The following is a 14,737-nucleotide window of genomic DNA, read 5'->3' on the forward strand; positions in this document are numbered from 1 at the left end:
AGAATCCGGGGCGCTACGATAACCACGATTACGACAACGACAACGACAACGACAACGACAACGACAATGGTGCTATAGGCAGCCCCGAAATGGAATCGTTTAACTTAGCGAACTGTTCCTAACCCTGTCCATTTCTACTCAAACCACTCTGACCGTGCGGCTTGGCGAAGCGCCAGTCTATTTACGTTCGCCGGCGTCCGGTGCCGGACTATCCTTGGGCGCGGCAACCTCCACATACCGGTCCCGTGCCGCCTTGGCGCGCGCGAAGACCTCAAGCAGGGTGTTGCCGTCGCCCAGGCGTATCGCCTGGGCCAGGTCCGTCAGTTCGACGCTGAAGCGCGCCAGCATGGCGGACAGGGCCTCGCGGTTGGCCATACAGATGTCCCGCCACATGACCGGGCTCGATGAGGCGATGCGGGTGAAGTCGCGAAAGCCCCCGGCGGCGTAGCGGAAGATCTCATCGGTCTCGTCCATGCGCGCCAGGGCGTCCACCAGGCCGTAGGCGAGCATGTGGGGCAGGTGGCTGGTGGCGGCCAGGACCTCGTCGTGGTGGGCCACGGACATGCGGCTGACCTCGGCCCCGCAGGTGCGCCACATCCAGTCGACCCGCGCGAGGGCCTCCGGGTCGGTCTCCGGCAGGGGCGTGAGGATGACCCGGCGCTGACGGTAGAGGGTCGCGAAGGAGGCATCGACCCCACTGTGCTCGGTGCCGGCGATCGGGTGACCCGGGACCAGGCGCGGCGGTATCCGGCCGAAGGCGGCCAGGGCGTCGGCGACCACGCTGCCCTTGACGCTGCCGCCGTCGGTCACGATGGCGTCCGCGCGCAACCGGTCCTTGATCGCCGTGAAGACGGCACGGATCGCGCCCAGGGGAACGGCGATGAACACCAGGTCCGCCCCCGCGACCGCGGCGGCGGGGTCCTGGTCGAAACGGTCGATCACCCCGATCTCCACTGCCCGCTCCAGGTTGGGCAGGGCGCGCCCGCAGCCGACCACCTCGTTGACCGCCCCGGCCGCGCGCAGGGCGCGGGCCAGGGAGCCGCCGATCAGGCCGACGCCGATGATGGCAAGTCGTTCAATCATAAGACCTTGACGATATCCTCAAGGGCCGCGAGCAAGCGGGCGTTGTCCGCCTCGAGGCCGATACTGATGCGCAGGTGATTGGGCAGGCCGTAGTTGGCGATGGGCCGCACGATGATCCCCCGGCGCAGCAAGGCCTCATTGATCGGAGCGGCCGTGCGGCCCAGGTCGACGGTGACAAAGTTGCCCACGGACGGAATATAGCCCAGTCCCAGGCGCTCGAAGCCGGCGGTGAGTTGGCTCATCCCGGCGCGATTGAGTTCCACCGAGGCCCGCACGTGTTCACAATCGCCGATGGCCGCCGCCGCCGCGGCCTGGGCCAGGCTGTTGACGTTGAAGGGGTGACGCACCCGGTTCAGCAGGTCCGCGAGGCGCGGGTCGCTGAGCGCATAGCCGACCCGCAGGGCCGCGAGCCCGTGGGCCTTGGAAAAGGTGCGGGTGACGATCAGGTGCGGGTGGGCGTCGAGCCACTGGGTGGCGTCCGGGAAGTCGGGCTCGCTGACGTATTCGGTGTAGGCCTCGTCGATCACCACCACGCAGGTCTTGGGCAGCCCCTCGATGAAGGTACGCAAGGGGTCCGCGGCGAGCCAGGTGCCGGTGGGGTTGTTGGGGTTGGCGATCCAGACCACCCGCGTGTGCTCGTTCACCAAGGCGGCCATGGCCGCGAGGTCATGGCCGTAGTCGCGCGCCGGGGCGATGCGGGCCGTAGCGCCCACCGCCTGGGTCGCGATCGGATAGACGGCGAAGGCATGCGCGGAGAAGAGCGATTCGGTCCCCGGCTGGAGGAAGACCCGCGCGACCATGTCCAGTACATCGTTGGAGCCGTTGCCGATGGTCACTGCCATGGGCGAGACCCGATGGTGGTCGGCGATGGCCCGGCGCAGCTCGAAGGCGGCGCCGTCCGGATAGAGACCCAACTCAGGCAGGGCGGCGGCGATGGCCTCGCGCGCCCGATGCCCGGGGCCTAAGGGGTTTTCATTGGAGGCGAGCTTGATGGTGCCGCTGATGCCCAGTTCCCGCTCCAACTCCGAGACCGGCTTGCCGGGGACATAGGGAGTAAGGCCCGCGATACCGGGGGCGGCAAGGGCGAGAAAGGGATTGTCTTGGTTGGTCATGCACTGGGTCCGGATGAGGAAAAAGGACTGCCTATAGCGCCATTTTCGTTGTCGTTGTCGTTGTCGTTGTCGTTATCGTTGTCGTTGTCGTTGTCGTTGTCGTTGTCGTTGTCGTTGTCGTTGGTCGTTGCCGTATCGTTGAAGCGATACAATTTGGGGTGCGAGAGCATCCAGGACGCTACGATAACCTCGATTACGATTACGACAACGACAACGACGCCGAGAGCATTTCCTGATGGACTTGCCTGATGGACGTGTTTAACCTATCAGTGAATCGTTCCTCATAGTACAGCAACCGGATAGGACCCGAGCACCTTGAACAGCAGCGAGGCCTGCTTGAGATGTTCCAAGGCCTCGGCCACCTTGGGGTCGGCCCGGTGGCCGATGATGTCGATGAAAAAGACATAGTCCCAGATCCCCCGCCTGGAGGGCCGGGACTCGATCCGGGTCATGTCGATGCCGTGCTGCGCCAGCGGCGACAGCAGTGCGTGCAGACCACCCGAGGCGTTGCGGCAGGAGATCAGCAGACTGGTCTTGTCCTGGCCGCTGGAGGGGGCGTCCTTGGGGCCGATCACCAGGAAGCGGGTGGTGTTGCCGGGTTCGTCCTCGATGCTCTGCGCGAGCACCGTGAGGCCGTAAATCTCGGCCGCCGGGAGCCCGGCCACCGCGGCACTCCCCGCCTCCTGGCTCGCCAGGCGCGCCGCCTCCGCGTTGCTGCCCACCGCCACGCGCTGCGCCTGCGGCAGGTACCGGTCCAGCCAACCCCGGCACTGGGCCAGGGACTGCTGGTGAGAGTACAGGGTGCCGATGGTCGTGGTATCCGCCTCCCGGCTCATCAGGTGGTGATGGATGCGTAGGCTCACCTCGCCGGTGATCAAGAGCGGCGAGGCGAGGAACATGTCCAGGGTGTGACTGATGACGCCCTCGGTGGAGTTCTCCACCGGCACCACCCCGTAGTCGCAGGAACCCGCCTCCACCTCCCGGAAGATCTCACCGATGGTCGCCATGGCGATGGTGTGCACCGAGTGACCGAACTGCTTGAGCGCCGCCGCCTGGGTGAAGGTCCCCGCGGGTCCCAGATAGGCGGCCCGCATGGGCTGCTCCAGCGCCAGGCAGGCGGACATGATCTCGCGGAAGAGCCGGGCCACCTCCTCGCCGTCCAGGGGACCCGGGTTCTTCTCCTTGATCCGCCTCAGGATCGCCGCCTCCCGCTCGGGGCGGTAATACTGGACCGGGCCCTCCTCCGGGCTCGGCGCGGGCAGCGCACCCGCCGGACCCGCCAGGGCGTTCTTGATGCGACCCACCTCCTGGGCACAGCGGGCGCGCTCGCTGATCAGGCGCATGAGCTCCATATCGATGGAATCGATGCGCTCGCGTACCTGGTGAAGTTGATCCGCGGGGCAGGCGGGCTGGTCCATGGCGTGAAATCCGTCAGTTGCCGAGACAGCGCACCGAGAGGACCCCCGCGATGGCGCGCAGTTGCGCGACCGTGGCCTCCGGGCAGCGCTGGTTCACGTCGATCAGGGTCACCGCCACGTCGCCGCGGGAGCGGTTGAGCATATCCAGGATATTGAGCTTGGCAGCGGCCAGGTCGGTCGAGATCTGACCCACCATGTTGGGCACGTTGCTGTTGACGATGGCCATGCGATAGCCGCCGTTGCGCGGCAGACAGATATCCGGGAAGTTGACCGAGTTGACGACGTTGCCGTCCTCCAGATAGTCGCGCACCTGATCGGCGACCATCACGGCGCAGTTGTCCTCGGCCTCCGCGGTCGAGGCCCCCAGGTGGGGCAGGGTCACCACCCGCGGGTGGTCCTTCAGCAGGTTGTTCGGGAAGTCGCAGCAATAGGCGTACAGATGACCCTCGTCGAGGGCGGCGACCACCGCCTGATCGTCCAGGATGCCTTCGCGGGAGAAATTGAGCAGCACCGCGCCTTTTTTCATGATCCTCACCCGCTCGGCGTTGATCATATGCCGCGTCTCATTGGTGAGCGGCACATGGAAGGTCACGAAATCGGAGCGCGAGAGGAGGTCATCGATACTGAGCGCCGGCTGTACGTCGCTCGACAACTGCCAGGCGCGCGCGATGGTGATGGTCGGATCATAGCCGACGACCTTCATCCCCAGGGCGCGGGCGGCGTTGGCCACCTTGACACCGATGGCCCCCAGACCGATGACGCCCAGGGTGCGGCCGGGTAGCTCGAAACCGACGAAGTGCTTCTTGCCCGCCTCCACCGCCTTGCCGATAGCCGCGTCGTCACCCGTGAGCCCGCGGGCGAAGTGCCAGGCCTGACCGATATTGCGGGCGGCGATCAACATACCGGCGACGACCAGTTCCTTCACCGCATTGGCGTTGGCCCCCGGGGCATTGAAGACCGCGATCCCGCGGGCGGTCATGGCCGGGACCGGGATATTGTTGGTGCCGGCCCCGGCGCGGCCGATGGCCTGCACCGTGTCCGGGATGACAAGGTCGTGCATCTTGGCCGAGCGCACCAGGATCGCGTCCGGGTGGGCGATCTCGGAGGCCACCTCGTAACGGTCCCGCGGCAGCCGGTCGAGCCCGGCCACCGAGATGTTGTTGAGCGTCTGAATCTTGAACATAGGAGGCTAACTGCGGCAATGAAGGTTGGTTAAGAAAGTACGTTAGTACGTTAGTACGTCAGTACGTCAATACGCTCCAGCCAGCGCAGGTCTTCTGCTACCGTACTCACGTACTAACGTACTCACGTACTTTCCTATCATCCGTGCGTGCGCTCGAATTCCTGCATGTATGCGACCAGGGCCGCCACCCCCGCCTCCGGCATGGCGTTATAGATGCTCGCGCGCATACCGCCCACCGAGCGGTGGCCCTTGAGCGTGGTGAGGCCCGCGGCCTTGGCGCCCTTGATGAAGGGGTCGTCCAGGTCCGGCGTGGGGAGCGTGAAGGGGACGTTCATCCAGGACCGGGCGTCCGGTGCCACCGGGTTCTGGTAAAAGCCGGAGGCGTCGATCGCACGATAGAGCAATTGCGCCTTACGCTGATTGATGACCGCCATCGCGTCCAGACCGCCCAGGTCCTTCATCCACTGGAACACCAGCCCCGCCAGATACCAGGCATAGGTGGGCGGGGTGTTGTACATGGAGTCGTTGTCGGCCTGGATCTTGTAATCGAGCATCGTAGGGGTGCCGGCCAGGGGTTGGCCGATCAGGTCCTCACGCACGATGACGATGGTCAGCCCCGCCGGGCCTATGTTCTTCTGGGCCCCGGCGTAGATCACACCGAAGCGCGACACGTCGATGGGACGCGACAGGAGCGTGGAGGACATGTCCGCCACCAGGGGCGTGCCGCCGCAGTCCGGCACATAGGGGAACTCCACGCCCTCGATGGTCTCGTTCGGGGTGTAGTGGAGATAGGCGGCAGCGGACTTGAGCTTGAGCTCGGACTGCTTTGGTGCGCGGGTGAAGTGCTCGTCCTCGGTGGTGGCGGCCACGTTGACCCGCCCGTAGCGGCGCGCCTCGGCGATCGCCTTCTTGGACCAGGAGCCGGTGTTGAGATAGTCCGCCCCCTCGGCGCCGCGCAGCAGGTTCATCGGTACCATGGCGAACTGGGTGGAGGCCCCGCCCTGGAGGAACAATACCTTGTAATTGGCGGGGACGCCGAGCAGTTCACGCAGATCCGCCTCGGCCTTGGCGGCGATGGCCATGAACTCCTTGCCGCGGTGGCTCATCTCCGCCACACACATGCCGCTGCCCTGCCAGTCCAGCATTTCTTCCTGGGCCCGCAGGAGCACGGACTCGGGCAACATGGCCGGACCGGCGCTGAAGTTATACACGCGTGACATGCTAAATCTCCGCTCAACTGTCTGAAATGGTGGCCCCGCAAACACGGGGGCCGGGCCTAATCGGCAGGCGTTTCGCCCGCTTCGTCGTCCCCATCAGCGCCCGGTTCGGTGTCCGGGTCGTCTTCGTTGTTCAAGTCGTCGCTCGCAACGTCGCCCGGGTCGCCGTCGGCCGCCTCCCCGGTCTGGTCCGAACCCGTCCCATTCTCGCCCTCCAGGGCGACGATGCGCTCGACATAACGCAGTTTCTCCCCTGACCCCAGGCTGATCAGCTTCACCCCCTGCGCCGGCCGTCCCACGACCGGAATCTGGTCGACCGGCGTGCGGATCAGGGTGCCGCCCTCGGTGATCAGCATGATCTCGTCGCCGGGACGCACCAGCACCGCGCCCACCTGGGCGCCGTTGCGCTCGCTGCCGGCGATGGCGATGACGCCCTTGGTCCCGCGGCCCTTGGTGGGGAACTCGGCCACCGTGGTGCGCTTACCATAACCGTTTTCGGTCACGCACAGGATGGTCCCGGGCTCCGGTACCACCAGGGCGATGACCCGCTGGCCCTCGTCCAGCATGACCCCCCGCACGCCGTGGGCGCCGCGGCCCATGGCCCGCACATGGTCCTCGCTGAAGCGCACCGCCTTGCCGGCGGAGGTGAAGAGCATCAGGTCGCGCTGCCCGTCGGTAATGGCCACGCCGACCAGGACCTCGTCCTCATGCAGGTCGATGGCGATGATGCCGCGCGCGAGCGGCCGCGAGAACTCGGTCAGCGGGGTCTTCTTGACCGTACCGGCGCTGGTCACCATGAAGACGAAATAGCCCTCCTCATAGGCGCGCACCGGCAGCACCGCGTTGATGCGCTCCCCCTGCTCCAGGGGCAGCAGGTTGACCATGGGCCGCCCGCGCGCCCCGCGCCCGGCCTGGGGCAACTCGTAGACCTTGAGCCAGTAGACCCGGCCGCGGCTGGAGAAGCACAGCACCGTGTCGTGCGAGTTGGCGACGAAGATCCGGTCGATGAAGTCCTCTTCCTTGAAGGAGGTCGCGCTCTTGCCCTTGCCGCCGCGCCGCTGCGCCTGGTAGTCGCTGATCGGCTGGGCTTTGACATAGCCCTGGTGCGACATGGTCACGACCACGTCCTCGGGGGCGATCAGGTCCTCGAGCGTCAGGTCCGTATGGTCCACCAGGATCTCGGTGCGGCGCGCGTCGCCGAACTGGTCGCGGATGGCCACGAGTTCCTTGCGGATCACCCCCATCAACTGGTCCGGGTCCGAGAGGATCAGCAACAGGGCGGCGATCTGCTCCAGGATTTCGCCGAACTCCCCCAGGATCTTCTCCTGCTCCAGGCCGGTCAAGCGCTGCAGTTGCAGGTCCAGGATCGCCTTGGTCTGGCGCTCGCTCAGCCGATAGCCGCCGGCGACCATCCCGAAGGCGGCCTCGAGTTCCTCGGGCCTGGTCTGCTCCGCCCCGGCGCGGGCCAACATGCCGGTCACCGCCCCCGGCGGCCAGGTGCGGGCCATCAGGCCCTCGCGCGCCTCGGCCGGGTTGGCCGCGGCGCGGATCAGCGCGATCACCTCGTCCAGGTTCGCGAGCGCGATGGCATAGCCTTCCAGGATGTGGGCGCGATCACGCGCCTTGCGCAGTTGGAAGAGGGTGCGGCGGGTCACCACGTCACGGCGGTGGCGCAGGAAATACTCGAGCATCTGCTTCAAGTTCAGCGTCCGCGGCTGGCCGTCCACCAGCGACACCATGTTGATGCCGAACACACTTTGCATGGCGGTGTGCTGATACAGGTTGTTCAGCAGCACCTCGGGGTAGGCATCCTTCTTCAGCTCGATGACCATGCGCATCCCGTCCTTGTCGGACTCGTCGCGCAGCCCGTCGTGGGCGATGCCCTCGATCTTCTTGTCCTTCACCAACTCGGCGATCCGCTCCAGGAGCTTGGCCTTGTTGACCTGATAGGGCAACTCCGTGACGACGATGGCCTCGCGCCCGCTGCGCTTCTGGGTCTCGATCTGCGTGCGCGCGCGCATGACGCAGCGCCCGCGCCCGGTCCGGTAGGCCTCGCGGATACCGCGCACACCGTTGATCGTGGCCGCCGTCGGAAAGTCCGGACCCGGCACCAGGGCCATCAGGTCCTCGATGGTCGCCAGCGGGTTGTCGATCAGGGCCAGACAGGCGTCGATGACCTCGCGCAGGTTGTGCGGCGGGATATTGGTGGCCATGCCGACCGCGATGCCGGAGGAGCCGTTCACCAGCAGGTTCGGGAAGCGCGCCGGCAGGACCGTGGGCTCCTGCTCGGTGTTGTCATAGTTCGGGATGAAGTCGACGGTGTCCTTGTCCAGGTCGTCCAGCAAGGCGTCCGCCATGCGCGTGAGGCGCACCTCCGTGTAGCGCATGGCCGCCGGCGGGTCCCCGTCCACCGAGCCGAAGTTGCCCTGACCGTCCACCAGCAGGTAGCGCAGCGAAAAGGGCTGCGCCATGCGCACCATGGTGTCGTAGATGGCCGAGTCACCGTGGGGGTGATATTTGCCCATCACGTCGCCGACCACGCGGGCCGACTTGCGGTGGGCACGGTTCCAGACGTTGCCCTGCTCGTTCATGGAGAACAGCACCCGGCGGTGCACAGGCTTCAAACCATCGCGCACGTCCGGCAGGGCCCTACCGACGATCACGCTCATGGCGTAATCCAGGTAGGACTGGCGCATCTCGTCTTCCAGATTGATCAGGATAACTTCGCGGGCGAAATCAGGCATGGGTAGGACGGGCTTCCAGGCTGCGCAACGGCCGCTGCGGGATTTGCCCCGGGCGGCGGCTAGGGGGGTACGGATAAGACCCAGCATTGTAGCACGGGGGCCGCGCTCGGCCCCAGTGGGGTCGTTAGCACGATCAACCGCTGGGCGAGGGGGCCGCCGCGTGGTCGGCGTCCACCCCTGACGGCCACCGCGACATTGAGCGAGTCAAGCAGTTCGGTTAATCTTGCGCCAAGTCAGACCCAATCACCCACTGCCCAGGCGCCCGGCAGGGACCCTGCACCGACAGTGCCGCGGCTGGGACCTCAACGCCGCCCCGGCGGCCCGTCCGCGCCCAGGATGCCGGTTTTTTATGGACCGTCCGCCAGTCCCCACCACCAGACGGTCAACACCGATGCCGCCCGGGCGCTTGGACGCGGCGCGGCGCCAAGCCAAGCGCGCGGGTCTCGCGGCCGTCTCGCTGCTCCGTGGGCTCATCTGCGGGCTCCTGTGTGCCTTGTGGCCGCCCGCGGCCGCGGTCCAGGACCTGATCGTCAACCAGGATTCTGCCCATCGCCAAGTGACCCAAAACGAGGCCCGGCTCTACTTCACCCTACGCCTGCAACGGTGGCCCGACGGCCAGCCCGTGCAGACCTTCGTGCTGCCTGACGAGGACCCGCTGCACGTCGCCTTCACCAAGAATCTGCTCGGATTGTTCCCCTACCAATTGCGCAGCGCATGGGACCGGCAGGTGTTTTCCGGCACCGGCCAGGCCCCGACCAGGGTCGCCGACGAGTCGGAGATGATCCGGCAGGTGGCGACGACCCCAGGCGCCGTCGGCTATGCGCGTTCTGCGCCCCGAGACCCTCGGGTCCGCACGCTGGAGGTCCGCTGACATGGGTGTCCGGTACTTGATCGCGACCTGCAAGCCCCGCGCGCCAGCCAGGCGACGGGCGTTGCCCGCGCACCAGCGGGCCCGGGGTCTCAGCGCGGCGCTGCTCGCCGCCCTCCTGACGCTGCACCCCCTGTCCTCAAAGGCCGCAGAATCCGTCTGGACCAGCCTCCAACTCCATGGCTTCGCCGCCCAAGCCGCCATCGGCACCAGCGACAACCGCTGGTTTGCGCGCTACGACGGGGTCTCGTTCGACTTCACCGAGGTTGGCCTCAACGCCTCGCTACGCCCCCGGCCCTGGCTCCTGCTGGCGGGCCAGGTACTGGCGCGGCGCGCCGGTGAGATGTACGACGGGACCCCGGCCATCGACTTCGCCCTGGCCGATGTCAGCCTCCTGTCCTCGCCGCGGCAGCGCGCCGGCCTGCGCCTGGGACGCATCAAGAATCCACTCGGTATCTATAACGAGACCCGCGACGTCCCCTTCACCCACCCCGGCATCTTCCTCCCCCAGGTGGTCTACTTCGATAAGGTGCGTAATCTGGTCCTCTCCACCGACGGGGCCATGTTCTACGGTGAAACCGACGCCGGGCTCGGGACCCTGAGCCTGAACCTGCAAGGCGGGCGCGCGGTCATCGACACCAATGTAGAATGGGCCTACTTGGGCGCTGACTTCCCAGGAAATTTGGAGCCGGACGGCAATTCCTGGCTCGCCGGCATCTGGTTCAACTCCCGGTTAGAGCGCCTGAGACTCGGCGTCAGCGGCGTCTCGACGGCGCTGCGTTTCGACCCGTCCCGGCACGCGGGTTTCACCCTAGGCCCCGGCACCACCGACATCCTCTACCTGATCCTGTCGGCCCAATACAGCGCCGAAACCTGGACACTCACCTCCGAGTACGCCCGCGAGCCCTTACGGTGGAAGGGGTTCGGACCCTATTTCCCCGAGCTGCGGATAACCGGCGAAGGCTATTACGTCCAAGGGACCTGGCGCCCGCACCCCGCCATCGAACTGCTGCTCGACTATCAGGAGGGCTTTGCCGATCGCACTGACCGTAACGGCCGCGCCTACGCGGTCGCCTCCAAGGGGCTAAGCACGGCATCCCCCAGGTTCTCCCGAATCTTCAGCGCCGGCATCCGCTGGGATATCAACCAGCATTGGATGGTGCGCGCCGAATACCAACACCACCAAGGGGCCTTCATCCTGTCCTCCCGCGAGAACCCCGACCCCGGGCAGCTCGTGGAGCACTGGGACCTGTTCGCGGTGCAGGCGGTGTTTCGTTTCTGATCTGGAGTCCAAGGCTGAAGCCTTGGATTCCAGACGTTTTCTCTCATTCCAAAGATCCCTTTGGGGACGCGCCCGGATTCGCCAGCAGAGTTGTTATAGTCGCGCGGGGCCTTAATCATAACTCCGGCTACCTCGAGGGGGACATCCGTCGCGGCCGTCGCGCGGCGACGCCGTGGGAGCGGCTTCAGCCGCGACGAGGCCTCGCGGGTTACCCGAGCGTCGCGGGTCACTGCCTCTGCGTCTCTGCGCCTCTGCGTGATACCTCCTAAAGAATCTCACGCAGAGACGCGGAGACGCAGAGAAGAAGCGCGTAGGGTGGATAAGCGTAGCGCATCCACCACACCGCTGGGGTCGGTGGATGCGGCGCGATCCAACGTCGTGCCCGTTCCAGGCAGCGTGCTGCGCGCCTTATCCACCCTACAGGACTCGGCTGCCTCGCGGGAGCGTCGTCGCTTAACGCGCTCAGGGTCCAGCACGAGGCCCCGTCCATCGCATTGATACAAATTGATATTCCAGTTCGACTCCCGCACGGTTCCCAGCTTATCAGGCAGTATTGCCGCCGAATCGGGGACGAGACGGCGAAGGTGCCGCATAACGCCCGACTGGTGCGGCGGAACATCGCCTCAAGACCATTGACAGGCGGCGGATTTTTTGATCCACTATGCTGGGCCGGACGGTTTATGAGGTAGTTCGTCCGGCGAAATCTAGTTAGGCAACAGGCATATGAATAGCAATAGTCAACTCCGCCGATGCCTCCGCGCACCAATTCCAGAAATCGAAGGCGCCGCGAATTTATTGGAACAGGCTGTGATGGCGCATTTTGCTGGAAAACATGAAGAAGTGGTATATCTTCTTCATGAAGCAAATATGCCTGCTATTCGAGAATGGACAGAATCGCTTTGGGGGAAAAATAGTGCGTATGCGCCTACTGGTCCGTACTGGTCTGAAATACCAAACAAGGCCGAAATTTCATCGCGAATGCCCAGCAAATCCGTTCAGCAGGCACTCGTAGTTCGTGACGGGCATTACTGCAGATTTTGCGGAATCCAACTCGTGCGCAAGGAAGTCCGAGTGCGATTAAACACCCTTTACCCTAATGCACACCTCTGGGGTAGATCTAATTCTGAACAACATTCCGCTCTTCAATGCATGTGGCTACAGTACGATCATATTATTCCGCACTCACGGGGCGGCAGTAGCGACATATCTAATATGTTAATCACATGTGCGCCTTGCAACTATGGCCGCATGCAATACACACTTGAAGAAGCACAATTGGAAAACCCACTACTGCACGCACCAAGAATTGGTCCATGGCGCGGCCTTGAATTAATCAATTCATCCAAATAATTTATATGTTAAAAGGGCGTAAAGAGGGATAAGGGGCCAGGCTCAATTCCAAATCCTGCTTCTCGCTCCCCCACTCCGGCGCGGGATTGCCGCGCGGCCGCTTCGGAGGCGAGACGAGCTACGTGACGCTGGAGTCTCCATACTCCGGGCGGCACGGGGTTTGAAACCCCGTACCGCATTGTTGGAATCTTACGGCGCCATCGGGTTCGGCCAGGAGAAGAAATGCCGGACGGGGCGAATGCCGCGCACGGCATGGCAGGTTCACTTCTTAACCCTACACGACGATACTTTTGCTTCTCTTTTCTGATAACCCGCAAGTATTGCGGTTCGTTCCTCAGCCTAAATCTGGGGGCCGATCAACGGGGACTCATGATGCTGACAACAATAGAAGTGGAAATCGACAGCAGCGGGCACGTTCATGCCCTTGAACCCTTGCCCTTTGTCCTGCGCGGGCGTGCCTATCTGACCATGCTGCCGGACCCGGATGAGCGGCCCGACGTTGCGCCTGCCGCCAACCCCACCGCCGCGCGGGCACTGGAACTCCTTGCGTCACCGCGTTTCGCCCGGCGTCCACAGGCGGCGCCGGAGGAGGTACGGCAACGCATCGATACACTGCGTAACGGCTGGGATGACCGCTGATGAGGCGCGCTTATGTCGATTCGTGCAGCGTGTGCTCGACATGCAGTCGCCCACTCCAGCCTAGACCCCTTGGCGCTCGTCGTGACTGGCGCCGTTGATCTCGGCGAGGATATCGTCTATCGCAAGATGGTCGAAAAGTGCCGCGCGCTCCTCCGTGTAGTTTCCTGTACCGGTGGAAAACTGACCGATAAAGCGCATGGTATCGGCGGCCCCGATCTCACGGGCAAGCACATGCAGCGCTTGGTTGGTGATATCGGCTAAGGGTCTGGCTGGAATTGTCATGGATCAAGTATCTCGATAAGCTCCGAGGGGGAGTCGGCCCGCGTGGTCGCTGTGCTGGCCAACTTCGCCCGCCGTAGAAAGCGGTCATCGCAAGTGCAGAAATAATCCGCATGGCAGGTCGTGCGTTGGAGCAGCCAGCCGGGGATCAGCTTTCCGAACTTCAGACAGTTCGGGTACGCCGCCCGCCAGGCCGACGATCACCCGCAGACCGGCGACGACGACTGCGTCGGCCTGTTTTCACGCTGCCGCGCGACGCCTATAATCGCCCAATATTAGAGATTACCAATATACCGAGGAGTATCCCATGCCGACCTACGACTACCGCTGCAGCACCAACGGCCGCGTGCTGGAGGTCAGCCACCGCATGAGCGAGAGCTTGAGTACCTGGGGGGAACTGTGCCGCCAGGCCGGGGTGGAGACCGGGGACACCCCGGCGGAGGCGCCGGTCGAGCGCCTGGCGACCGGCGGCACCATCATCTCCAGCAGCAGCCGGGGCAGTGGTGCGGCACCCATGCCGCCCTGTGGGAGCGGCGGTTGCTGTGCGGGCGGGGTGTGCCCGATGCACTGATGCACTGATGCACCGCCACCGGGACCGGCGCCGCGCCCTAGCGCGGCGCCACCGGGACCGCCTTCGATTTTTCGCTTTGACGACGCGACGGTATTACCCCTAATATGGCGCGGCTTCCGGGGCGCGATCCTGCGCCCGGGAAGGACCGCGGCCGGGTGTCGGTGCCGACCGACCCGGCCGCTGACCGCCGCCCCCGCGGCCTGCACCGGCAGCGCGACGGCGGCCCACCGTTACCAACTGGAGTGATCCCTATGAGCTTCGACTTTCGTAAGGCCAACGTCGGCGATTCCGATCGCGCGGTCCGCGCCCTCCTCGGGTTCGGTCTGATCCTGGTCGGGTTTATGCACCATAGCCGGACCGTCGGCGTGATCGGCGTACTGCTGCTCCTCACCGCCTATCTGCGCACCTGCCCGGTCTATACGCTGATCGACTTCAAGACCAACCAGGGCGAGGCCCCGGCCGGCAAGTAGGCCACGGGACCGCCCGCCGACGTGCGCCGGATGGACCGCGGCGCCCGGCGGCGGGCACGCCACGGACCTCGGCCATCTCAGGACCCCGGCCCCATCATCCTCAACCGGAAACATCGCCATGAAATTCGACATCAAAAAGATCATGAAGGTCAACGTTGGCCAGAAGGATCGCGTGATCCGCGTGATCGTCGCCATCTTCCTCCTGATCGGCTTCTACAACAGCGGCTTCCAAAGCTGGATCTCGGCGCTGATCGCCCTGGCGCTGCTCGCAAGCGCCTACTTCCGCTTCTGCCCGGTCTACCTGCTCGGCGACATCAACACCTGCAAGGACCAGCCGCCGGCCGCCGGTTAGCGCGCGGGACCAGCCCCGGCCGGGTCAGCGGACCCGGCCCGGAGCCGCCGCCGCACCAGCGCGGGGGCGCGCGATCGGCGCCGGGAGCGATCAGAACTGATGTGTTAACACCTATCGCGTAGGGTAAGCATCGCGTATCCGACAGCGACCGGACGTTCCCACGGACCGG

General features: G+C 65.1%; 15 protein-coding genes. 7 read left to right on the forward strand and 8 right to left on the reverse strand.

Annotated features, from left to right (window positions below):
- Window positions 1–177 precede the first annotated feature (177 nt).
- From QZY48_RS09755 to gyrA, 7 genes are all read right to left on the reverse strand, one after another.
- Window positions 178–1,083: a prephenate dehydrogenase/arogenate dehydrogenase family protein gene (locus QZY48_RS09755; RefSeq protein ID WP_295430554.1), complete on the reverse strand. Its 906-nt coding sequence runs from the start codon at window positions 1,081–1,083 to the stop codon at window positions 178–180.
- Complete coding sequence (hisC, locus tag QZY48_RS09760) at window positions 1,080–2,195, reverse strand: histidinol-phosphate transaminase (RefSeq protein WP_295430556.1); 1,116 nt, start codon at window positions 2,193–2,195, stop codon at window positions 1,080–1,082. Before hisC ends, QZY48_RS09755 begins: the two co-directional genes overlap by 4 nt.
- Complete coding sequence (locus QZY48_RS09765; RefSeq protein WP_295430557.1) at window positions 2,192–2,347, reverse strand: hypothetical protein; 156 nt, start codon at window positions 2,345–2,347, stop codon at window positions 2,192–2,194. The genes hisC and QZY48_RS09765 overlap by 4 nt, the downstream gene beginning before the upstream one ends.
- 129 nt (window positions 2,348–2,476) lie before the next feature.
- A complete protein-coding gene (pheA, locus tag QZY48_RS09770) occupies window positions 2,477–3,613 on the reverse strand; it encodes a prephenate dehydratase (protein WP_295430558.1) in 1,137 nt (378 codons plus the stop codon).
- 13 nt (window positions 3,614–3,626) lie between these two features.
- Window positions 3,627–4,796: a 3-phosphoglycerate dehydrogenase family protein gene (locus QZY48_RS09775; protein ID WP_295430559.1), complete on the reverse strand. Its 1,170-nt coding sequence runs from the start codon at window positions 4,794–4,796 to the stop codon at window positions 3,627–3,629.
- 137 nt (window positions 4,797–4,933) lie between these two features.
- Window positions 4,934–6,016: a 3-phosphoserine/phosphohydroxythreonine transaminase gene (serC, locus tag QZY48_RS09780; RefSeq protein ID WP_295430560.1), complete on the reverse strand. Its 1,083-nt coding sequence runs from the start codon at window positions 6,014–6,016 to the stop codon at window positions 4,934–4,936.
- Between the two features lie 56 nt (window positions 6,017–6,072).
- Window positions 6,073–8,757 carry a DNA gyrase subunit A gene (gene gyrA / locus QZY48_RS09785; protein WP_295430561.1) on the reverse strand — a complete coding sequence of 895 codons (2,685 nt, stop codon included), beginning with the start codon at window positions 8,755–8,757 and terminating at the stop codon, window positions 6,073–6,075.
- Between the two features lie 391 nt (window positions 8,758–9,148).
- Between gyrA and QZY48_RS09790 the strand changes: the two genes are divergently transcribed.
- From QZY48_RS09790 to QZY48_RS09805, 4 genes are all read left to right on the forward strand, one after another.
- Window positions 9,149–9,628, forward strand: a complete 480-nt coding sequence (locus tag QZY48_RS09790; protein ID WP_295430562.1) for a hypothetical protein — start codon at window positions 9,149–9,151, stop codon at window positions 9,626–9,628.
- A 61-nt stretch (window positions 9,629–9,689) separates the two neighbouring features.
- Window positions 9,690–10,907, forward strand: a complete 1,218-nt coding sequence (locus QZY48_RS09795; protein ID WP_295430563.1) for a hypothetical protein — start codon at window positions 9,690–9,692, stop codon at window positions 10,905–10,907.
- A gap of 723 nt (window positions 10,908–11,630) precedes the next feature.
- The gene (locus QZY48_RS09800; RefSeq protein ID WP_295430564.1) at window positions 11,631–12,257 is read left to right on the forward strand and encodes an HNH endonuclease; all 627 of its coding nucleotides are present in this window, start codon (window positions 11,631–11,633) and stop codon (window positions 12,255–12,257) included.
- 372 nt (window positions 12,258–12,629) lie between these two features.
- Window positions 12,630–12,896, forward strand: a complete 267-nt coding sequence (locus tag QZY48_RS09805; protein WP_295430565.1) for a hypothetical protein — start codon at window positions 12,630–12,632, stop codon at window positions 12,894–12,896.
- A 60-nt stretch (window positions 12,897–12,956) separates the two neighbouring features.
- Here the strand turns inward: QZY48_RS09805 and QZY48_RS09810 are convergent, their stop codons facing one another.
- The gene (locus tag QZY48_RS09810; RefSeq protein WP_295430566.1) at window positions 12,957–13,178 is read right to left on the reverse strand and encodes a hypothetical protein; all 222 of its coding nucleotides are present in this window, start codon (window positions 13,176–13,178) and stop codon (window positions 12,957–12,959) included.
- 304 nt (window positions 13,179–13,482) lie between these two features.
- Here QZY48_RS09810 and QZY48_RS09815 point away from each other — a divergent pair, with 304 nt between their 5' ends.
- The 3 genes from QZY48_RS09815 to QZY48_RS09825 all read left to right on the forward strand — a co-directional run bounded on the left by QZY48_RS09815 (window position 13,483) and on the right by QZY48_RS09825 (window position 14,568).
- Window positions 13,483–13,746, forward strand: coding sequence for a zinc ribbon domain-containing protein (locus QZY48_RS09815; protein WP_295430567.1), 264 nt, complete (start codon window positions 13,483–13,485; stop codon window positions 13,744–13,746).
- A 251-nt stretch (window positions 13,747–13,997) separates the two neighbouring features.
- Entirely contained in the window at window positions 13,998–14,216 is a 219-nt protein-coding gene (locus QZY48_RS09820; RefSeq protein WP_295430568.1) for a DUF2892 domain-containing protein, read from the forward strand.
- A 118-nt stretch (window positions 14,217–14,334) separates the two neighbouring features.
- Complete coding sequence (locus tag QZY48_RS09825; RefSeq protein ID WP_295430569.1) at window positions 14,335–14,568, forward strand: DUF2892 domain-containing protein; 234 nt, start codon at window positions 14,335–14,337, stop codon at window positions 14,566–14,568.
- Window positions 14,569–14,737: the final 169 nt, after the last annotated feature.

This window comes from uncultured Thiodictyon sp. (assembly GCF_903828115.1).
Taxonomy (GTDB): domain Bacteria; phylum Pseudomonadota; class Gammaproteobacteria; order Chromatiales; family Chromatiaceae; genus Thiodictyon.

Bases quoted from the DNA above. Each gene is read 5' to 3' on its own strand.
- QZY48_RS09755 (WP_295430554.1), bottom strand. From the start codon at position 1,083: ATGATTGAACGACTTGCCATCATCGGCGTCGGCCTGATCGGCGGCTCC.
- hisC (WP_295430556.1), bottom strand. From the start codon at position 2,195: ATGACCAACCAAGACAATCCCTTTCTCGCCCTTGCCGCCCCCGGTATC.
- pheA (WP_295430558.1), bottom strand. From the start codon at position 3,613: ATGGACCAGCCCGCCTGCCCCGCGGATCAACTTCACCAGGTACGCGAG.
- QZY48_RS09775 (WP_295430559.1), bottom strand. From the start codon at position 4,796: ATGTTCAAGATTCAGACGCTCAACAACATCTCGGTGGCCGGGCTCGAC.
- serC (WP_295430560.1), bottom strand. From the start codon at position 6,016: ATGTCACGCGTGTATAACTTCAGCGCCGGTCCGGCCATGTTGCCCGAG.
- gyrA (WP_295430561.1), bottom strand. From the start codon at position 8,757: ATGCCTGATTTCGCCCGCGAAGTTATCCTGATCAATCTGGAAGACGAG.
- QZY48_RS09790 (WP_295430562.1), top strand. From the start codon at position 9,149: ATGCCGCCCGGGCGCTTGGACGCGGCGCGGCGCCAAGCCAAGCGCGCG.
- QZY48_RS09800 (WP_295430564.1), top strand. From the start codon at position 11,631: ATGAATAGCAATAGTCAACTCCGCCGATGCCTCCGCGCACCAATTCCA.
- QZY48_RS09805 (WP_295430565.1), top strand. From the start codon at position 12,630: ATGCTGACAACAATAGAAGTGGAAATCGACAGCAGCGGGCACGTTCAT.
- QZY48_RS09810 (WP_295430566.1), bottom strand. From the start codon at position 13,178: ATGACAATTCCAGCCAGACCCTTAGCCGATATCACCAACCAAGCGCTG.
- QZY48_RS09815 (WP_295430567.1), top strand. From the start codon at position 13,483: ATGCCGACCTACGACTACCGCTGCAGCACCAACGGCCGCGTGCTGGAG.
- QZY48_RS09820 (WP_295430568.1), top strand. From the start codon at position 13,998: ATGAGCTTCGACTTTCGTAAGGCCAACGTCGGCGATTCCGATCGCGCG.
- QZY48_RS09825 (WP_295430569.1), top strand. From the start codon at position 14,335: ATGAAATTCGACATCAAAAAGATCATGAAGGTCAACGTTGGCCAGAAG.